The 20,387-nt window shown below is 60.3% G+C and carries 19 protein-coding genes; 8 read left to right on the top strand and 11 right to left on the bottom strand.

Annotation, left to right across the window (positions count from 1 at the left end; genetic code table 11):
* Positions 1-32: 32 nt before the first annotated feature.
* Complete coding sequence (locus PQR08_RS10180; RefSeq protein WP_250487412.1) at positions 33-1,043, bottom strand: lysylphosphatidylglycerol synthase domain-containing protein; 1,011 nt, start codon at positions 1,041-1,043, stop codon at positions 33-35.
* 46 nt (positions 1,044-1,089) lie between these two features.
* Positions 1,090-2,271, bottom strand: a complete 1,182-nt coding sequence (hpnI, locus tag PQR08_RS10175; RefSeq protein WP_238289597.1) for a bacteriohopanetetrol glucosamine biosynthesis glycosyltransferase HpnI — start codon at positions 2,269-2,271, stop codon at positions 1,090-1,092.
* A 232-nt stretch (positions 2,272-2,503) separates the two neighbouring features.
* On the opposite strand from hpnI, the gene PQR08_RS10170 reads away from it, so the two are divergent.
* The 5 genes from PQR08_RS10170 (at position 2,504) to PQR08_RS10150 (ending at position 6,999) form a co-directional block, all read left to right on the top strand.
* Positions 2,504-3,811, top strand: a complete 1,308-nt coding sequence (locus tag PQR08_RS10170) for an MEDS domain-containing protein (RefSeq protein WP_250487411.1) — start codon at positions 2,504-2,506, stop codon at positions 3,809-3,811.
* Positions 3,801-4,445, top strand: coding sequence for a response regulator (locus tag PQR08_RS10165; protein WP_250487410.1), 645 nt, complete (start codon positions 3,801-3,803; stop codon positions 4,443-4,445). The genes PQR08_RS10170 and PQR08_RS10165 overlap by 11 nt, the downstream gene beginning before the upstream one ends.
* A gap of 145 nt (positions 4,446-4,590) precedes the next feature.
* On the top strand, positions 4,591-4,830 hold the full coding sequence (locus tag PQR08_RS10160) for a hypothetical protein (RefSeq protein WP_250487409.1): 240 nt from the start codon (positions 4,591-4,593) through the stop codon (positions 4,828-4,830).
* A 408-nt stretch (positions 4,831-5,238) separates the two neighbouring features.
* A complete protein-coding gene (locus tag PQR08_RS10155) occupies positions 5,239-5,499 on the top strand; it encodes a hypothetical protein (protein WP_238211834.1) in 261 nt (86 codons plus the stop codon).
* Positions 5,500-6,123: 624 nt separating this feature from the next.
* On the top strand, positions 6,124-6,999 hold the full coding sequence (locus tag PQR08_RS10150) for a lipid A biosynthesis lauroyl acyltransferase (RefSeq protein ID WP_187603460.1): 876 nt from the start codon (positions 6,124-6,126) through the stop codon (positions 6,997-6,999).
* A 317-nt stretch (positions 7,000-7,316) separates the two neighbouring features.
* Here PQR08_RS10150 and PQR08_RS10145 read toward each other — a convergent pair whose 3' ends face one another.
* On the bottom strand, positions 7,317-7,907 hold the full coding sequence (locus PQR08_RS10145) for a BPSL1445 family SYLF domain-containing lipoprotein (protein ID WP_187603461.1): 591 nt from the start codon (positions 7,905-7,907) through the stop codon (positions 7,317-7,319).
* Positions 7,908-8,406: 499 nt separating this feature from the next.
* Here PQR08_RS10145 and PQR08_RS10140 point away from each other — a divergent pair, with 499 nt between their 5' ends.
* The 3 genes from PQR08_RS10140 to PQR08_RS10130 all read left to right on the top strand — a co-directional run bounded on the left by PQR08_RS10140 (position 8,407) and on the right by PQR08_RS10130 (position 13,191).
* Positions 8,407-9,912 carry a DASS family sodium-coupled anion symporter gene (locus tag PQR08_RS10140; RefSeq protein WP_238211832.1) on the top strand — a complete coding sequence of 502 codons (1,506 nt, stop codon included), beginning with the start codon at positions 8,407-8,409 and terminating at the stop codon, positions 9,910-9,912.
* 588 nt (positions 9,913-10,500) lie between these two features.
* Entirely contained in the window at positions 10,501-11,427 is a 927-nt protein-coding gene (locus PQR08_RS10135) for an aldo/keto reductase (RefSeq protein WP_250487407.1), read from the top strand.
* Positions 11,428-11,583: 156 nt separating this feature from the next.
* Complete coding sequence (locus tag PQR08_RS10130; protein WP_250487406.1) at positions 11,584-13,191, top strand: acyl CoA:acetate/3-ketoacid CoA transferase; 1,608 nt, start codon at positions 11,584-11,586, stop codon at positions 13,189-13,191.
* A 57-nt stretch (positions 13,192-13,248) separates the two neighbouring features.
* On the opposite strand, the gene PQR08_RS10125 is transcribed toward PQR08_RS10130, so the two are convergent.
* The 8 genes from PQR08_RS10125 to PQR08_RS10090 are packed head-to-tail and all read right to left on the bottom strand — an operon-like array spanning position 13,249 to position 20,374.
* Entirely contained in the window at positions 13,249-14,064 is an 816-nt protein-coding gene (locus PQR08_RS10125; protein ID WP_238211829.1) for an IclR family transcriptional regulator, read from the bottom strand.
* Between the two features lie 24 nt (positions 14,065-14,088).
* Positions 14,089-14,892, bottom strand: coding sequence for a shikimate dehydrogenase family protein (locus PQR08_RS10120; RefSeq protein ID WP_250487404.1), 804 nt, complete (start codon positions 14,890-14,892; stop codon positions 14,089-14,091).
* On the bottom strand, positions 14,889-16,511 hold the full coding sequence (locus PQR08_RS10115; RefSeq protein WP_250487403.1) for an acyl CoA:acetate/3-ketoacid CoA transferase: 1,623 nt from the start codon (positions 16,509-16,511) through the stop codon (positions 14,889-14,891). The genes PQR08_RS10120 and PQR08_RS10115 overlap by 4 nt, the downstream gene beginning before the upstream one ends.
* A 25-nt stretch (positions 16,512-16,536) precedes the next feature.
* Positions 16,537-17,388 carry a fumarylacetoacetate hydrolase family protein gene (locus tag PQR08_RS10110; protein WP_250487402.1) on the bottom strand — a complete coding sequence of 284 codons (852 nt, stop codon included), beginning with the start codon at positions 17,386-17,388 and terminating at the stop codon, positions 16,537-16,539.
* A complete protein-coding gene (locus PQR08_RS10105; RefSeq protein ID WP_250487401.1) occupies positions 17,385-18,158 on the bottom strand; it encodes a hypothetical protein in 774 nt (257 codons plus the stop codon). The genes PQR08_RS10110 and PQR08_RS10105 overlap by 4 nt, the downstream gene beginning before the upstream one ends.
* A 15-nt stretch (positions 18,159-18,173) precedes the next feature.
* Entirely contained in the window at positions 18,174-18,968 is a 795-nt protein-coding gene (locus PQR08_RS10100) for an enoyl-CoA hydratase/isomerase family protein (RefSeq protein WP_250487400.1), read from the bottom strand.
* Positions 18,969-19,001: 33 nt separating this feature from the next.
* Complete coding sequence (locus tag PQR08_RS10095) at positions 19,002-19,853, bottom strand: ABC transporter ATP-binding protein (RefSeq protein WP_250487399.1); 852 nt, start codon at positions 19,851-19,853, stop codon at positions 19,002-19,004.
* On the bottom strand, positions 19,850-20,374 hold the full coding sequence (locus PQR08_RS10090; protein WP_250487398.1) for a MaoC/PaaZ C-terminal domain-containing protein: 525 nt from the start codon (positions 20,372-20,374) through the stop codon (positions 19,850-19,852). Before PQR08_RS10090 ends, PQR08_RS10095 begins: the two co-directional genes overlap by 4 nt.
* Positions 20,375-20,387: the final 13 nt, after the last annotated feature.

Here is a 20,387-nt window from a genome sequence, read left to right as displayed (position 1 = left end):
CGACGAACGACGTGAAATTCGCCGTTACGGGACTACTTCGCGTTCGCGTTGCCCTGCTTCGCAGCCATTGAGCGCCGAGCGCCGAACGAACGCTCGGCCGCCTGCCAGAAAACAAGTCCTGGCACAAAGAACAGAAGATCGCGCACGCGTCGGGCACCTGCGAGTGCGAGACACGTGGGGGCATCAATACCCAACATGCCGCCGATCAGAACGAAGCCGCCCTCCTGCACACCGATGTTACCCGGCACGACAAAGGCCACACTGCTTACGAGTTGAATCAGCGCCTCTAACACGAACGCTGTCGCGAAGCTTGCATTCGAGCCAAGCACGCGCAATGCTACCCAAATCTCCAGCGCCAGGCCGAGGCACTGCAGCGTTTGCCAGATGAACAAATAACGCACGACTATGCCGGTCTGCCGCCAGATCAATCTGATGGACTGATCGATTCGCGTTGACTTCCCGACCAGCGTGTAGACCTTTCCACTGGTGACCTTGTTGAGGGTTCGCGCGGCACGTTCAAACGGCCGTGCATGCTGCACGAGCACGAATAGCAAGAGCACTGGCATGAGTCCGGCAAGCCCCCACGCGAACTTTCCCGCGAGACGCACGGCATCCGATGATGTCTGCCCCAACACATAGCCGATGGCTACGAGTGCAAAGACGACCTGGCTGATCAACGTGAGTTGCATGTCGACGACGAGACTCGCCACGGCTGTTGCCGGACGCACACCGACACGGCCGAGCAGGCGAAATGAAACGATCTCTCCGCCGATTCGCGCTACGGGCAGTAGTCCGTTGATCGACTCGCGAATCCAGACGAGCTTGAGCATGGTCCCGAAGGAGGGCCGCTCCGCATCGCGGATCAGCAGGCGCCAATCCCAGGCGTTCGGTAGCATCGGAATGCTATGTACGAGCGCGGCTAGCAGCAACCCTGCGCCGCCCGATTCCAGCAAATGCAGGATCGCTACAGGGTCATCGCGCCAGATGAGCCACCCTGCGATCACCAGGCCGAGCAACGCGGCAAAGGACCCGAAAAATTTCATTTGAGAACGTCCTGTCCAGGACGAACGTTAGATGTCGAATCGATGATCATTCCAGCCCTGGGTCAGGTTGAACACACGACATCAAACCGTCTTCGTCGACATCGAAGCGTTGTCCACGCCATAACACGCGACACGAGAGGAAACTCGACAGGTAGATCGTGAATTGAAGGACGTCCCAGAGCGGTAACCATGCGAAGTTGCCGCAGCGCTCTCCCGTCGAGCGATCCGTTTGCCACACCAACAGTGCGCGAACGATGAGTGTCAGCGCGACCAACCCGCAGGCCAGCAGATTGCCAAAAGAAAAGAACATGGCGATCAATGCAAGCGGAAACGGATGCATCACGATAGCACCGAGATGCCCCATCCTGTCCGCAGCGCGAATCGTGCGGCTCCATCGCAACTCGTGCGCGAACAGTTGGGAGAACGTCGTTTCCACGCAGGCGTGACGCACGATAAAAGACGGAATTGCGACTGCAAAACCGCTGCTGCGGACTGCTTCGCCAATCGCGTGGTCCTCCGCGAGATGATGCCCAAACTGCGCGAGACCACCGATGCGCTGCAGTGTTGCGCTCGTAATGACAATCGTCTGGCCGAAGCAAGGTCGCGCGCGTTCGATCGAAAGACCAGTCACTACGCCGGGCAAGAAATGATAGTCGGTCATGGCGCCGCTGACCCGAGGCCAGAACCCGGGCGCACACATTCCACGATAGGCGCATGTGACCAGACCGACGCCGGGTTGTTGTAGCGCACCGACGACATCGCGCAGGAAGCTGGGTCTTACACGTACGTCGCTGTCGGCAAAGCAGAGCAGATCGTGCTCGGCACGATCCAGCATGTTCGTAAGATTGGCAATTTTCCGGTTGGGCCCGTACACCCTGCCGTCTACAACGACCGTTATATCTTTCTCAGGAAAACGCGCCCGCAATATGTCGAGGCTTTTTAACGCGGCATCACCTTCGTCATGGACGCCGAAGACATATTGAACCGCTCCCGGATAGTCTTGCTCCACGAAGCTCGTCAAGTTCTCGAATAGCTGCCACTCGGCGCCATGCAACGGCTTGATGATGGTAACCGCCGGGAAGCAAACGGCCGCACTTATTGGACGCGAAAAGAAACGTCGCATAACGAAGCCCGCCGACACGGTGTACACGATACCGATGCCGGAGCACAGTGCGGATAACGCGGCGGCACAGGCAAAGAGCAGGTGGACAACATGCAGTTGAGCCATATGCTTCAGGTCCATAGCGCCGTCGGGATGCCAAGCCTGCGTGACGGTTGCTTATGACAAGCTTAAGGATGGTATTTCTATTGCGTATCCGGATTCGACTCGAAGCTGTCATGGACGAGGCCGAGCTACACGCGAAGCGGCACGTTTTCGGTCACGTACACGAATGGTAAGATCGGTCGCATCGCCGATACCGACGGCGAACGTCCAGGTGCAAAGCGGCGAGGACCATTCGATGTGCAATCATGCCGTGCAGTTTTACGAGAACGACTGGTTTCTGTGTGAACGCGTCGCCAACTTTATCCATGAGGCTGCCCAGGCTGGCGAACCGACTCTCGTCATCGTCACCCGTGCGCACCGCGAGGAGATCGAGCGGGTGCTCGGCAAATCCAGGGATCTCGCATCGCTCTCCACGAGTCCGGCTGACGTCGTCTGGCTCGATGCCGAAGCTACGCTGGACACATTGCTGATCGAAGGATGGCCGAACGCCACTCGCTGCGAGTCTGTCCTGGGCACGCTGATCGACACGCTCTCCGGGAACGGCAAGGTTCCCGTCCGCGCATTCGGCGAGATGGTCGCCATCCTGTGCGCCCGCGGAGAGTCCGGGGCGGCGCTGCGTCTGGAGCAACTGTGGAACGATCTCGCACGCAAACATGCATTCTCGCTTCTGTGCGCCTATCCCACACGCGTATTCAAAGGCAGCGAAGAGGCGCGCGCGTTTCACGCAATTTGCTCAGCCCATGACTCCGTTTTGCCGCCCGAAGCCTTCGTTGCGACGGCCGATGACGCCGTGCCCTATCAGCTGGCTGTCGCGGCGTGGCAGCACAAGACGAAGGCACTCGAACTGGAGATCGCGCGTCGAGCAGACATTCAGCGTGCACTCAGCGAGCTCAGCGCTCACCAGCACCGAATCCGGGAGAACGAGCGCAAGAGGATCGCCCGCGAGATTCATGACGAACTGGGTAGCGTTTTAACCGGCATCAAGGCATATGTCTCGGTAGCAGTCGATCGCGCGCGACGCGAAGGCAGCGCGCCCGATCCTCAACTGGTCGATGCCGCACGGTTGGCCGATGACGCACTCGACACCGTCCGCCGTGTGATCACCGAATTGCGTCCGACTGTGCTGGACGACCTCGGTATCTGGGTGGCGCTCGAATGGTATATCGAACAGATCGAAAAACAGACTGGATTGCCGTGCTCGCTGACGATCGATCCGAGGCTGAGCGCATCCGAGGTCGGTCCTGAACTCGGCACTGTGCTCTTTCGCATCATCCAGGAAGCGCTGACGAATGCGGTCCGGCATGCGCAGGCAAAATCGATGGTCGTGCGGGCGCAATGCGACGAGGCCTTCGCCGTCTTCGAGGTCTGCGACGACGGCAAGGGCATCGATGCCGTGCGACTGCTCGGCCAACACTCCTGGGGCATTGCCGGAATGCACGAGCGTGCGCGACACTTCGGCGGCGCGCTTACCATTGCGGGCGCGCCCGGCATGGGCACCACGGTGAGCCTGCGATTACCTCTCGAGACGTTGTATGACGGCTGAATCCGTTATCAGAGTATTGTTGGTCGACGATCATGCGGTCGTTCGCAACGGCGTTCGCCTGATGCTCGGAACCAGCGACGACATCGAGGTTGCCGGAGAAGCACAGACTGCCTCCGATGCCCTGCTGCTCGCCAGGACTCAGTCTTTCGACGTCGCACTTGTGGATGTCGCGCTGCCCGACCGCAACGGGCTCGAACTGGTGAGGCCGTTGCGGGCGCAACAACCCACGCTGGCGGTGCTCATGCTCAGCATCTACGCCGAAGAGGTGTATGCGTTGCGCGCAATCAAGCATGGAGCGGCGGGTTATCTCACGAAGAGTGTGTCTGCCGAAACCCTCATCGCCGCCGTGCGCAAGGTTCACTCAGGCGGCAAATACATCACGGCCTCTCTCGCGGAACGCTTCGCCCAGCATGTCGGCGAGGCACTGGGACCGGCACACGAAACGCTGTCCGACCGCGAACTGGAAGTATTGAAGTTGATCGCGGGCGGCGAAAGCCTCGCCAATATCGCGACCACACTGCACCTGAGTCCCAATACCGTCACGACGTATCGAGCGCGAATCTGCCAAAAGATCGGCTTGAGGAGCAATGCACAATTGGCGCGCTACGCGCTCGAGTACGGCTTGCTCGTTTGAGCGGCTAAATTGAAGGCCCGCTGATTTTGTATTGATTCCCCTACACAACGTGTATTGCTTTCTTGCCTGTGCGCGCGGGGCACGAACGTCATACTGGTTCATCTTATTTCAGCTCGGTAGCGCTTTGGACGCTAGATCCCGCGACATGGACCAGACGCTGACGCCTCACGAACTCGCGACGCTGATTCGCCTTATTCGATCACCTGCCCAAGTCCAGATCGATTCGCTGGATTTTCGGGCACTGGCCCAGCGTGGCCTCGCATGCATCGATACGATCGCGCAGAAATCAGGTCAGGCACGTGTTACCGCAACCGGCCATGCGCTGGCGAGACGGCTCGGCATGGTTTGGCCGGTTGCCTCGTGCAGAGTTGCGCGGTCAGAGTGAACAACGGTACGCGCATGCACATGCTTCGGGAGCGTCATCCAGTTAAGCGACAATCTAACTGCGCGCTCCAGGGCAATCGTGACAATCTCAATTGCGCATTCGGAGATTCCAATGAGCGAGTCATGGATACCGATCGTCATCGGCATTGCGGTGATGCTGGTCGCGACAGTCTTGATCGCCCAGCATTATCGGCGGGAGCAGCGTCGGCGGCATGATATGAGAAAGTGGCAAGAGCCCTTTCAAGAGACATGGCGATGTCGTGAATCGCACCACCGCCATTAGAAGTGGCACGGTACGATCGCTCCGCTCGAGGGCGCTCTCGGGCGCGGAGCCACGGTTCCCGAATCGGACGTTGCGGGCATAGCCGAGACGCGGTTTGACCATCACAGACACGGACGAGAGACGCTTATGTCACGCGACTATCGTGAGGAGCAGGAATTGGCGCACATCCGGGCCATGATTCTGGAGCTCGAGCGCATGGCCGATGAATATCGCACTCAGCATAATGCGGTGTTGCAACCGGACTATTGGCGAGAGCGTATTGCGACGATTCTCGTCGATCCAGATCTGCCCTACCCGCTCGAGAAGCACGCCACCGAGCTTCTGAACCGTTTGGACCGGATCGCTTCAGCCCCTCAGCGGTCACATGCCAATGCTTCGAGAAGATGACCGTCAGGGCAAGGGCGTAAAACGCATGAGCGGACCAACTGGTGGAATTCATCAATCGCTTATATCGCGTAACACACTGTAACCACATCCGAGGCGGTCTTCCCGACGATTACCGTTAAACTCCTCAAGGTCGTTCGCATGACGTTGATTCGGGACGAGGGCTCTGCGCAGGCGAGTTCAGCCGTTATTAGCAGCATATTCGCCACCATTCGTTCGATACGTTTCATTTCGTCGAGCATTCGCTAACGCGGCCGCTGGTGGTGAGCACCCCACCGCTAGCACGCAGTCCGCATCGGGGCCGTCCTGGACAAACGCGAACGATACGGCAACAGCAGTTCCGCCTCCGCAGACGCCAACGGACGGAACATCCGTCGCTCCAATATCGCAATAGCGATTCCTCATCGAATCAGATCAGGCCACGCCCTGAGCCCCACGATCGACAGGCTTCGTCGGCTCATCAGCTCAACCCGACGAGTCAAAGTCAGTAACGAGTCACGCACGGTCGCCGCAGGGAGATGGGTACACCTGTTAGGCGCCGACTAAATCACAGCACGTGCCGCTGGGAAGGCAATCGTCTTCGGACACCCGCCCAGATATGTGCCGTTCGCCGCATTGGAGCTGGTAGTGAAACATTTCGGTCATCTTATCGTCGTCGCGCTACTTCGAACGCTTGCGATACTTCCCTACAAGTGGGTCGCGAGGCTGGGAAGCGCTGTCGGCGCGGCCTTGTATGCGCTTCCCAGCCGCCGCAAACATATCGTTCTTGTCAACCTGCACTTGTGCTTTCCCGCAAGGTCGGAACATGAGCGCGATGAGCTTGCAAAAGATCACTTTCGGCATGTTGTCCGGAGCTATCTCGAACGCGGCGTTCAATGGTTTGGTAGCGCCGAAAAAATCAACAAACTCGTTCAGATCGAAAGCGCGATCGATCTCGACGACGTGAATGCCCCGCCTACGATCTTCATGGGATTCCATTTCGTCGGTATCGAAGTCGGATGCCTGCATTACTCACTGAAGATGCCCGCTGCTTCGTTATATACGCACATGTCGAATAAGCGTCTTTGCGATTTGGCCCGGCGGCAGCGCGGCCGATTCGGCGCCGAGATGATCGAACGTTCGACGAGCGCGAAGAAGATCGTGCGACTCCTCCAGGGAGGCAAACCCGTCATGCTTGCCGCAGACATGGACCACGGCATCGAAAACTCCGTGTTTGTGCCATTTTTCGGCATCCCTGCGTGCACCCTGACTTCTGTTTCGCGATTGGCAAAAATGGGCGGTGCGCGCGTAGTGCCATTCGTCACTGAAGTACTACCGAATTTCGAAGGCTATAAGCTGACCGTTTTTGCAGCGCTGAGTGATTTCCCATCGGGAAGCGACACGAATGATGCGCGGTGCATGAATGCGTTTCTCGAGAGCCAGATACTCAAATTCCCTGCCCAGTACTACTGGGTGCATCGACGCTTCAAACATCGTCCTGCAGGCATGCCCGCAGTATATTGATGAACGGTGCGGTGAATTCGCCGTCGCGCCCATAACATTCGCCATCGGTTTCGCTTGCCCGAGGCATCGAGCGTGATGGAGCGCATACGACGAAGCGCCTGTCATTGAAGCTAGAGCCGGGACGCTACGCGACGGCCATGCATAAGTCCTTCGTCGTCGCGCACTGAGACGCTTCGAGTTGCGTCTCGCTTCGCAGGATATCGACGCGAGCAAGCTCTCCAGTCACGAGAGAACTCGAAAGCCGTAAAAGATTTCGCGCAACGGATGCGACGTAACCGAAGGGTTACGTCACATGCCGCCGCAGCCTGCGCAACGCGTCACTCGGTCAGGCGCGATATCTTCGTGCCTTGAAGCGAGGCGTCGGCCATCAGCCCGGCATTGGTCAGCACGAACGCCTGGACCGGCTTGGTTGCAGTGGTGGTGTCGACCATGCCGTTCGCACCCATCCTGACGAGCGCCACGGATGCATCCGCACCGGCCGACCAGCCGTCGGAGTTGCGGAATTTGCTGAGCGCGTCCTGCGTCATGAACAAAAAGATGAGCGCCTTCGATTGCGCGCCCGCCTGCAGGCCGAGCGAGCCTGAAGTGGTGCTGTAATAGCCGACGGTATGACCGCCCACGCGCAGCGCGCCTTTGCCATACTGCGCGCCGACCACGAGGCCGGCCTGGAGCACGGACGGGAATACGAGTACGCCGCTCGCTTTCGCGACCAGTTCGCGCGAGCCGCCTACCGTGGAATAGAGACGCTGCAAGGTGCCATCGGCGTCGGCGTCGATGGAGCGGCGCAGATCAGCAGCGCCAGCAGCCTGTTCGGCTCCTGTGTTTCTGTTCGCCGTGCAGCCGGCGAGCGCGAGGCCGCCCAGCGCCAGGACGGCGGTCGACTTGAGCACGAAGTTCCGTCGTTGCATCGTAGTTCTCCACGTTGAAATACGGGAAACGCATAGATCTGGAGCGAAGGGCACGACCACTTATAACACAGCGTAGCGGATGGGAGTTTCGCGACGCGAAAAACTGAGGCGGGAAAAACTCGCCTTGCAGTGCACGCCAATAGCGAAAGAGTAAGACGAATGTGCGACATATCGAAACCTTAACGAACCTGATACTAACCGTAAAGGAATGCTTCGTTAAGCTCGGCTCACATCGTCCAGCAAAGCCGTGCCGCCGAACGATCAGCTCGATATCGTCCATCCAGGTGGCTTGCCCACCACTAAACAGCACGTCCACTGGCGGACCAGGCACATCGGGGATGCATGGCGCCCAGGATGAGCGCGTAAGCATCGTTGCAGATCTGGATGTGGTCCGGTCCCCGCCACAGCAGCATCGGAAAGGCAAGCTGCTCATTGCCAAACGGTCCTCTCTAAACTATGTTCCAGCGGACGCGCCAACTATTCCGGGAAGGATCGCAGAATGTTCACGAGACTAAAAGCGACGTTCCGCTATTTCAACAGCGTTGTGCCGTTCCGGCTTGGTCCCGCGCTGATCACAACGGCCGTGTTGGTAACCCTGCTGCTGCTACCCGTGCCCGAGGGACTGAAGCCCAAGGCGTGGGGTCTCGTCGCCATATTTCTGACAACAATCGTCGCGATTATTTTGAAGGTCATGCCGATCGGGGTCATGGCGGTGATGGCGATCGTAGTTCTCTCGTTGTCACAGGTGACGTCGACCTCGTCCAAGGGGGCCATCGCCGATGCGCTGACCGCCTTCGACAGCCCGCTGATCTGGCTGATCGTGGTGGCCATCCTGATCTCCCGCGGGCTGAAGAAGACCGGGCTGGGCAGCCGCATCGGTCTGATATTCATCTCGCTGCTCGGCAAGCGCACGGTAGGCATCGGCTATGGCCTGGCCGTCTGTGAACTGGTGCTGGCGCCGTTCACACCAAGCAATACCGCGCGCGGCGGGGGTATCGTGCATCCGGTCATGAAGTCGATCGCCAACGCGTTCGACTCGGATCCGGCCAAGGGCACCGAGGGCAAGGTCGGCACCTACCTCGCGATGGTCAACTATCACGCCAACCCTATCACCTCGGCCATGTTCCTGACCGCCACCGCGCCCAATCCGCTGGTGGTGGACTACATCGCCAAGGCGACCAACCAGAGCCTGCATCTGACCTGGACGAGCTGGGCGCTGTGCATGCTGTTGCCCGGCGTGCTATGCCTGCTCGTCATGCCACTCGTGATCTATGCGCTCGCGCCGCCGCAGCTCCATGCCACACCGAACGCGGTAGCGTATGCACGCGGCGAACTGGCGAAGATGGGCCCCATGTCACCGAAGGAAAGAGTCATGCTGGGGACCTTCGCGCTGCTACTGCTGCTGTGGGCCGACGTTCCGGCGATGGTGTTCGGTCCGTCGTTCATCCTGGATCCGACCGTGGTCGCCTTCGTGGGCCTGTTTCTGCTGATCATCACCGGCACCATTGACTGGGACGATGTGCTGTCGGAGAAGAGCGCCTGGGACACGCTCGTGTGGTTCGGTGCGCTGATCATGCTGGCCGAACAACTGAACAAGCAAGGCGTGATCACCTGGTTCTCGGAAGCCATGAAGAGCGCGATCGTTGCCAGTGGCATCGGCTGGGGCGCGACTGCCACGATCCTGGTACTGGCCTTCGTTTTTTCACACTACCTGTTCGCCAGCACGACGGCGCACATCAGTGCGATGATGCTCGCCTTCCTGACGGTCGGGGTCCATCTGATACCACCCGGATATGTGGCGCCGTTCATGCTGATGATGGCGGCCGGCTCGGCGATCATGATGACGCTGACCCACTATGCGACGGGCACGTCGCCGATCATCTTCGGTAGCGGCTATGTCACGATGGGAACGTGGTGGCGCGTCGGTTTTGTGATGTGTGTGGTGGAGTTGCTGATCTTCGCGGTGGTCGGCAGCCTTTGGTGGAAGTTGCTCGGCTTCTGGTGAAGAAGTGGGCTGTCATGCTTCTGCGTGCTGACTGCGATGAGGCGAGGGGTCTGGAATAGCCAGACGGCTTGGGTCCGGCTCTGACCGACCCCGGTCTGATGGTGCGTCGCTGAACGGTTTGCGTCATTAACGCTTCCGTGTTGGTCAGCAGTCGAGCCACAACTGTCGTTCGTCGCGGCGAGCCTTCAATAGCTCAATCCGCCGAATGCAAGGCCGCCGATCCAGCGACACACCGCGTGTGCGTGCAATGTCGCTGAGGACGAACGTGATCGCCAGAAAAAATCCAGCGCGTCGTTCACCCACACGCCCACGCCGCCACGAGCACTCGCCATTGCGACGCCGTGATGTCTCGATACCACGGTCCGCTGGATTCGGGAGATCCGACAACTTCAGAATGCATGCTTTCTACCTCAGATCCGACAAGACAGACGGCAAAATGTAACCGGTATCATTTTACGACATAATACGGAACATCCATCCCCAAGGAATCTCCCTACGCTGCCAATTTTTCCAGCGTTGTGTGAGCAACCTTAGAGTAACGCTTACCCAGCTTCATCCTGAAACCGCATGCATACACCAGGAGGTCAAATGAATGACGAGGCAAGCGCACCTGCCGAGAAGCGAAGCCCGGACACATTAGCCGCTATCGGCTGCTCAAAGGTTGTAGCCGGAATGTGGCGCGTTCGCGAGTGGACCATGTCCGCCGCGGAGCTTAATCGCTACGTGCAGCAAAGCATGGCGCTGGGCGTCACGACATTCGATCACGCCGACATCTACGGCGGCGGCGAGGTCGAAGCGCTGTTCGGCGATGCGCTGACGCAGACACCGTCGTTACGCGACAGCATGCAGATCGTCAGCAAAGCGGGAATCAGGCCGCGCGGTTCATCTGCGGGTGCCGTCGGGGTCAAGCACTACGATACGAGTCGCGCCTATCTGCAAGCGTCAGTCGAGCGCTCCTTGCAGCGTTTGAAGACCGATCATCTCGATCTGTTTCTCATTCATCGCCCGGACCATCTGGCGAACAACGACGAGATCGCCGACGCGGCAGAAAGCCTTATACGGCAGGGCAAAATTCGCGCGTTCGGTGTTTCGAATTTCACGACGCAACAGTTCGATTCCCTTCGCGCCAAAGTACCGCTCGCGACCAATCAGATCGAGTTCTCCCCTTTTGAACTTCAGGCACTGGACGATGACGTTTTCACCGCGCTGTCATCGGCGGCGGTGTCGCCGATGATCTGGTCTGCTCTCGGAGGCGGACGTCTTTTCTCCGAGACCGACGAACTCGCGCTCCTGCTGCGCCGCGAGCTGATCACGCTGGCGGAGAAATACAACGCATCCTCCTGGGTTTCGATCGTCTATGCGTGGATCTTCACGCTTCCCTGTGCGCCCTACCTGCTCGTGGGTAGCCGACGCGTGGAGTCGTTGCAGCAGGCGCTCGACGGTCTTCGCATCACGTTGAGTCGCGAAGACTGGTACGCAATCCTTGAAGCCGCTCGCGGGAAACCTGTTCCATGAGACATCGGTGCGCGGAAGCCGTTACATTCCCGACAAGTAATGCACTTTTTCCGAGATTACCCTGATGGAGCGTCATCAACTGTGAAGTCATAATGAGACCGGTTACATTATAATGGGCAGGCACGCCCCGCCCTCAGTCCGAATCCGAGAAACGCCATGCAACGAATCACCTCCGACGAAGCCGCGAGCCTGGTGCGTACGGGCGACACTCTACTGATCAGCGGATCGGGCGCAGGACATGCCGTACCCGAAGCATTGCTCGCGGCAGTCGGACAGCGATTCCGGAACGAACAACAGCCGCGCGACCTGACATCGATCAGCGTAGTAGGCATCGGAGACCGCATTTCGCTGGGCGCCGATCATCTCGCACAGGTCGGGCTGATCAGGCGCGCCATATCGGGCGCGCTCATCGACTCGCCGGGCCTGTTGAAGATGGCTGCAAACGATCTGATCGAGGCCTACACGCTGCCGCAAGGCGTCCTCTCGCAACTCATGCGCGAAATGGCCGGGGGACGGCCTGGATTGATCACGAAGACGGGCTTGCATACCTTCATCGATCCTCGCCAGCGAGGTGGCCGGCAAAGTCCGAGGACGGAAGAACAACTCGTCGAACTCATTCATCTCGACGGCGAAGAGTGGCTTCGCTTCAAACCGCTTCCCATCGATGTTGCGTTTCTCCGTGGCACGACAGCCGACGAGGACGGCAATATCACCATGGAACAGGAGGCCGTGCTGGGCGAAATGCTCGCGATGGCACAGGCCACGCGCCGTGCCGGAGGCGTGGTCGTCGTGCAGGTGAAACGAATGGCACGCAGCGGCACGTTGCCGCCGAAGCAAGTAAAGATCCCGGGCATTCTGGTGGATTTCGTCGTGGTCGAGGCGGAACAGCGACAGACCTACGCCACCTACTACGATCCGAGTTATTCGGGCGAATTGCGCGTGCCGGTTGCCGAGATCAAGCCTATTGCGTTCGGTCCGCGCAAAGTGATCGTGAGACGGGCAGCGATGGAACTGTATCCGTCCGCTATCTGCAATCTCGGCGCCGGAGTCTCGACAGGCCTATCGACCGTCGCGGCCGAAGAAGGCTTGCTCGATGCCGTCGTGCTGACGAATGAACAAGGGCTGATTGGCGGCGCGCCCATCACGGGCCGTGACTCGGGCGGCGCGCAGAATTTCGCCGCCATGATCGAGCAGACATCACAGTTCGATTTCTACGATGGCGGTGGCCTCGACCTCGCCTTTCTCTCCTTTGCGGAAGTCGACGCGCAAGGCAACGTCAATATCAGCCGCTTCGGCGACAAGATCGTCGGGGTCGGCGGCTTCGTCAATATCAGTCAAAACGCGAAACGCGTGATTTTCAGCGGCACGTTCACGGCCGGCGGGCTGGATGTGCAATGGACGCATGGCCGCGCGACTGTCGTTCAGGAAGGACAGCATCGCAAGTTCGTCAGCGCGCTCGAGCAAATTTCCTATAGCGCTGCATTCGCTAGACAACGCGGCAACTCCGCTTTGTTCGTGACGGAGCGGGCCGTGTTCCGGGCTGGAGAGGCGGGCCTTGAACTGATCGAGATCGCGCCGGGCATCGATCTCGAGCGCGATATCTTCGGGCAAATGGCATTCAGGACGCCCGTTGCTTCCGATGTGCGGGAGATGGACGTGCGACTCTTCGGCACTGGCCTCATGGGTCTCGTCGAGGACATGTCGCGCAAGGAGCGACGCTATCGCTCCGAGCGAGTCGCCGAATGGTCTCGCACATATGGCTGACACGTTCGCCAAGTTTCACGCTTTAGCGAACGCTTCGATGAGACAGCTTCCGCTACCTCACGCAGCGATCATATTGCTCGCGGTCGCCAACTTGCTGGGACGCGTACGCAGCGGCCAGAAAGACGCGAGTTCCGTCGCGGCCTGCATGACCAACGGGGCCATCTCGGCGATACGGCTTTCCGTCATGCGCGCGCTCGGTCCCGCCACGCTGACGACGCCCAGCGCGGGGCCGCCGCTCGGTGGACGAATCGCCGCCGCTATCGCGCTCACGCCCGGCTCGCCTTCGTTCACCGCGATTCCGTATCCGCGATTCCTCGTCGCCTCGATCTCTTGCAGAAGCGCGTCCAGCGAACGGATGACGTTCGGGCCGTACTTCTCGGCATCGCCGAATCCGACACGCAGCACATTCTCCGCCGCTTGTTCGGTGGCCAGGGTAGCGAGCCACGCCTTGCCCGTGGCCGTCGCGTGCAGCGGAACGGTGTTGCTGCCCAGCGTGGGTTGATAGAGCAGCCCGCCCGTTGCGCCCTGCGCGTGCGCGACCCATGTCAACGACGATCCGTCGACCACCGCCAACCGCACAAACTCGCGGGACTGGCCTGCCAGACGATCGACCAGCGGCTGGCAAATATCCGGAATGCCGGTGGCGACGAAAAATCGCTGCCCCAGGATGGCCAGCCGCATCGAGAGTCGATAAAAACCGGTCTCCGCGTCCTGTTCGGCCCATCCGAGATCGACCAGAGTCGCGAGCAATCGATGGGCACCACTCTTCGGCAGATCCAGTCGCGTTGCGATCTCACCGAGCGGCATCGTAACAGCACCGTCCGCGAGCAATTCGATGATGTCGAGGCAGCGCTCTGCGGGAATATGAGCCATAAGATTACCGGTCAAAAAAAGAAACTACGTGCGTGCGACGAAGAAGTTCATGATGGCGTCGATCTGGCCGGAGTGCATGTCGCGGCCATCCGCCCACCGACATCCATGATCGAGCGCCGCCTGAATGAAGGCGGTCGGCGTCGAGGACAGGACGACATCGCCGAACAACGTGTCTGACGTCACCGCACCCGGATCGCCCGGCAGTCCGTCACCAGAACGCATGCCCACGGGCGACGCATTGACGATCATGTCGATATCACTGCGATCGTCGCTTGCGGCCTGCACATCGCACTCGGGAAACGCCTTCGCCAGCGACGCAATGAGCGATTGCGTCTGCCGCGGGTCCGGATTGACGATACGAATCGATTGCACGCCGGCGTTTGCAAGCGCGCATGCGATAGCGCTTCCCGCGCCGCCCGCGCCAAACTGCAGCACGCGCCGGCCGCGAACACGCGCGCCCTTCGCAAGAAGACCGCGAACGAAGCCTTCGCCGTCGAACATGTCGCCTGTCCAGGAACCGTCGGCCTCGCGCCGCAACGCATTGACGGCGCCAATGCAGGAGGCCGTCGGGCCGAGGCGATCCGCGAATGCCGCCACGCGCGCTTTCAAGGGCGCCGTGACAAGCAAGCCATCGAGATTGCCCAGGGCCATCAACGCCGGAATGATCTCCGCACATCGGTCGGCGGGCACTTGCATCGGGACCAGAACGGCATCGATGCCGGCGGCCGCGAACTGTTCGGTGTACACCTGCGGCGATCGCACTTGAACAATCGGGTCCCCGACGATGCAAAACAACCGGGTCTTTCCCGTGATGGTGAGCGCGCTCATCGCCGGGCGCCTCCATCGCGGGAATTATGCCACTTCGCAACGCGCTCGGATCGGTAGCGCCGTGCCTTGCCATGCACGTCCGCGCCAAGCCCCATGAGAGCGGGATTGAAGATTCGCGCATCCATTTCCTTGAGCGCCTTCGACACAGCCGGTCTGAATCCCATGTGCGCAATCACGTCGCGTTCCACATCGACGCCCGGTGCGATCTCGATCAATTCGAGCCCATGCTCGCCGATCGTGAATACCGCGCGTTCGGTGACGAAGAAAGCAGATTGACCCTTCGCGCGCGCCATCGACGCGCTGTAGCAGATCTGCTCGAGCTTCGGCACGAATTTCCGGTGCCGCCCCTCTTGCCTGATGATCGTGCGGCCCTGCTCCCAGCCCACGTCGAGATCTCCTGCCGTCAAGGTCCCGCTGAAGACCATGCATCGGGCGTTCGAGCTGATATTGATGAAGCCGCCCACGCCGATGATCTTGTCGCCGAATCGGGACACGTTGACATTGCCTTCTGCATCGACTTCGGCAAACGACAGGAACGCGACGTCGAGTCCGCCGCCATCGTAGAAATCGAACTGCGCGGGCTGCTCGATCATGGCGGCGAAATTCTGGCCGCCTCCGGAATCTCTTCCGGTAATCGGCGCGCCGCCGATGATCCCCTGTTCGTTGGTCAGATAGACCGCGTCGAGCAAACCCTCTTCTGCGGCTATCGTTGACAGGCCCGTCGAAATTCCCGCGCCGAGATTGCAGATCGCGCCCGGAAAAAGCTCCATCGCTGCACGTCTGACGATGACCTTGCGGGCACTGAATGGCAAAGGCTTGATGCCTTCCACCGGAATCCGCAGTTCGCCGGAGTAGCTCGGGTCATAGTACGTCGCGTAGGTCTGACGCTGCTCGGCATCCACGACCACGAAATCCACCAGAATGCCGGGGATCTTCACCTGCTTGGCCGGCAAGGTTCCGCGCCTGGCCATCCGCTTGACCTGAACGATGACGATGCCGCCCGCGCGGCGCGTCGCCTGCGCCATCGCGAGCATTTCGCCCAGGACCGCTTCTTCTTCCATCGTGACATTGCCATCTTCATCTGCCGTCGTCCCGCGAAGGAATGCGACGTTGACAGGCACCGGCTTGAAGAAGAGCCACTCCTCGCCCGCGAGATCGACGACTTCGACGAAACCCTCTGGCGTACACGGGCTCTGTCGCGCACCTTGCTGACGCGGATCGACAAACGTATGGAGTCCCGTCTTTGTCAGGAGACCGGGACGCCCGGCGGCCATGTCGCGCATCAATTGCGAAAGGACGCCTTGAGGAAACGTGTAGGCTTCGATCTTGTTTTCGGCGGCCAGACGCACCAGACCGGGCGAGTCGACCAGCGCGCTCGTGATCGCACGATGCAACAGGCCCTCGTGCGCCAGATGGCTTGCGCCCAGCGCCGCGCGGTCTCCCACGCCCACTACGCTGACGGACGTGAGTCCCTGTGGCTTGCTTTCTTCGAGAAAGCGCCGCTCCACGGCCGCAAGCAACGCCTCCGGCACCGAATGTCCCCCGCCCGATCCGCTGATGAGGATCGCGTCTCCGTCCTCGATCAGCTTCGCCGCTTCGTCTGCAGTTATTCGTTCCATGATCCGCCCAGTCTTTCGTGATCGATCACTGTTCGCCCCAACGCAGAACGCGCTGTTCCTGCACACCGAGCCCGTCCACGCCGAGCCGCATGACATCGCCGGGCTTCAGATAAGCCTCCGGCTTCATGCCCAGACCGACGCCCGGCGGCGTGCCGGTGGTGATGATGTCGCCCGGCAGCAGGGCCACGTACTGACTCACGTCGGAAAGAATCTTCGCGATCGAAAAAATCATGTCGCTGGTCGACGAGTTCTGGATGCGCTTGCCGTTCAGTTCGAGCCAGAGCCCGAGGTTCTGCACGTCGGCGATTTCATCGGATGTGACGAGCCACGGACCAATGGGTCCGAAGGTAGGGAACATCTTTCCTTTCTGCCACTGGCCGCTTCGTTCGAGCTGGAACTCGCGCTCCGACACATCGTTGCAGATGAAATAGCCCGCGATGTAATCGAGCGCCTCGGACTCGTCGACATAATGAGCGCGCTTGCCGACGACGAAGGCAAGCTCCACTTCCCAGTCGGTCTTGGTTGACCCTTTGGGAAGGAGCACCGGATCGTTCGGGCCGGACACGCATGACGGCGCCTTGCTGAAGATGATGGGATCCGTCGGGATCGGCGCGTTCGTTTCGATGGCGTGCTGCACGTAATTCAGCCCGATGGCGAGGAACGTCCCGGGTTGCGCGACGCAGGCCCCAAGACGCGTATCGGCTGACACGACCGGAAGGCTCTGCAGGTCGATCGCTTTCAACTGCTGAAGGCCATCGGCCGCGAAAAACGCGGGATCGAAATCCTTGCAATGGTCGCCGAGGTCGCGAATCTGACCTTGCGCGTCGATGATGCCCGGGCGCTCCTGGCCGGGTTGCCCGTGTCTTACGAGTTTCATTCGCAGTCTCTCTTGAGTGGTCCAGCGTTCAAATGTCCGCCGGGAGCATTGGCCAGCCGGCAGATTTCCATCGAATACGTTGTGCCGTCGGGACGCACCGTCACACCGAGCGATTCGAGCTTCCGTACGTCGAGCAGATCACGGGCGCTTTCGGCCGCTTCCGGTGTGGTGGTTTCGACGAGTACGACCCACGCGGGCACGTCGAACTCACGCGTGCTCGACTCGGCGGTGTCGATATGGCTGCCGGATTGATCGGCCATGTAGAGATGGCAGGCGACAACACTCGTCAACGCAGCGGCACGCGGAAACACGTCTGTGCACAGATATGTCTTCATCGCTTCGGCCCGCGCCGCGGGAACATCCAGACGCAATGCGAGCACGTGACCGCCGCTACTCGACCCGACCGAATGCACGATCCGGCATACCGCTCTCGAGGTATTGCGGAAGTACTGCAGCGTATCGACCGTTGCGGGCGTCGGCGTGTTCAGGCGTTCGAGATAAGCCGGCGACACCACCACGTTCAGATCGACCGCCTCGTACATGGTCAGCCACTCGGGCGAGTGACCCGAGCGGACATATCGGCGTCCGCGCCGGAAGCCCGGAATCGCAAGCCGTTCGGGGATGTGCTCCTTGTCATGCCATTCATAGAACTTGTCGCGGCCTTCGGATACCACATCGTTCCAGACGAGAACCGCGCCGTCGCCGAGCAAGGCCGAGTCAGCCGCTTGCGCGTTTCCGGTCATGCCGATTTCCAGATTCATTTCACTCATGATCTTGGCTTACCCTTAATGGCCCTTGAACGAAGGTGGGCGCCTGGAGAAGAACGCATCCACACCTTCATGCAGGTCGCGGCTGTCGAATATCTTCTGGAGCGCCACGGTCGACATCGACAAGCCCGCATCGAGCGGGAAATCCTGCGCGGCATCGACGAGTTCCTTGGCGAGGCGATTCGACACCGGCCCGCGAGCGGCGATGGTTCCGGCAAGTTCGAGCGCGGCATCGAGCGCGGTTCCGTCATCCGTCACGCGATCGACCAGACCCCACGACAGCGCCTGCGCGCAATCGATCGTTTCGCCGGTGAACAACATCAGCTTGGCTCGCGCCGGGCCGACAAGGCGCGTGAGTCTCAGCGAACCGCTACCGGCGAGCCCGCCCAGACGCGATTCGGTGAGGCCCATCGCCACGCCGTTTCGCGCCACGCGCAGATCGCAGGCCAGGGCGAGTTCGAGACCGCCGCCGAGCGCTGCGCCGTCGATCGCCGCGATGGTCGGCATCGGCAGGCGCGCCAGTTGACGCAGCACCATGTCTTCGAAAAGGATCTTCTTTTCGCTGGCCTGCTCGCGAATGCGCGCAAATTCCTTGATGTCGCTGCCCGCGCAAAAGGCGCGCGACTGACTTCCATGCAGAATCACACAACGGATATCGCGCATCGCGGACACAGCCGAGAACGCCTCGTTCAACTCGCGCAACAGGTCGGTCGTGACCAGATTCAGCGGCCCGTGACTGATCCCCACGGTGGCGATAAAACCGTTCACCTCGGTCGTGACCAGGCGGCTAAAGTGTTCCGTTGCTGTGCTCATGTCGTCCTGTCGCTTTGCCTTCGATTACCAGATTTACGATGCCGCCGACGTGGCCTTGGGCACCTCGATGCCATGCAGCACGCCCATGCGTTCGAAATGCCCGTAGATGCGGTCGACGTAAGCCGAAAATTCCGGCGCGTCGCCGAGCACGATGGGGCGCGGACGCGGCAGATCGACCTTGATTTCATCGACCACCTCACCGGGATTCGGGCTCATCACGAAGATGCGGTCCGACAAACCCACCGCTTCTTCCACGCTGTGCGTAATGAACACGACGGTCGGGCGGCGACGCAGCCACAGCGCCTCGAGATCCATCCGGACCTGAAGCCGGGTCAGCGCGTCGAGTGCGCCGAATGGTTCATCCATCAGAATGACGGACGGATCGTGAACCAGCGTCCTGACGAGCGAGACGCGCTGCCGCATGCCGCCCGACAACTGCCGCGGATACTTCTGCATCGCGTGCGTCAGACGCAATTGCTCGAACAGTTCTTTTGCACGTGCCTCGATCTTCTTCTTCGGCAAACCGCGAATGTCGGCCTGCAGCATCACGTTTTCGAGCGCCGTTCTGAATTCGAGCAGCAAGTGATCCTGAAACGCGATCCCGACATCGGTGATCGGCTTCGTCACCGGCTTGCCGTTGACCAGAATCTCGCCCTGACTCTGCTTGAGCAGACCCGCGACCATCAGCATCAAGGTGCTCTTGCCGCATCCGGACGCACCGACGATGGAGACGAACTCGCCCGGCTGAATGTCGATATTGACTTCCTTGAGCGCCTGAAACGGCTTGTCGCTGTCTTCGCCGAAGGTCTTGGCGATGCGTCGAATACTGATCGGCACGCCGGACTTCGTCGCAACGTCCCGCTGTTCCGCAATCTGACTACTCATGACTTCCGCTCCTCGCCGCTCGCGGCGGACGAACTACTTGCTGCGACAGCAGAAAGGGGAACCTTGGACACCAGCAAGGCTTTTTTGCCTTTCTGAACGACCCGGTTGTCCTGATCCACGACCGAGACATCGAAGGTCGCGATGGCTTGCGTCGGCCTCGACTTGCTCTCGCGAAGCTCACTGATCTCGTAGTCGACGAAGATCGTGTCGCCGACAAAGATGGGATTGAGGAACTTCCATTCGTTGATCCCGAGAAACGCGATCGCGGTTTCGCGCAGCTCGCCCGTGCGCGCCCACATCAGGCCGTGCGCATAGGCGAGCCCGAGCATGCCGTGCGCGACGCGGCGGCCGAACTGGCTGGCTTTCGCGTACACATCGCTCGTATGAAGTTCGGAGAAGTCACCCGTGAGACCTGCGAACCCGACCAGGTCCGCATCGGTGATCGTTCGTCCGGGGCTGCGAAATTTCAATCCGACTTCGAGGTCCGAGTAACGCAGTCCCATGTTTCGCTGTTCAGTCATGACAGTCCTTTAG

This window comes from Caballeronia jiangsuensis, from assembly GCF_046030135.1.
GTDB lineage: Bacteria > Pseudomonadota > Gammaproteobacteria > Burkholderiales > Burkholderiaceae > Caballeronia > Caballeronia jiangsuensis.
Note: the sequence above shows the minus strand (reverse complement) of the source record. Positions and strands in the feature narration are given on the sequence as shown.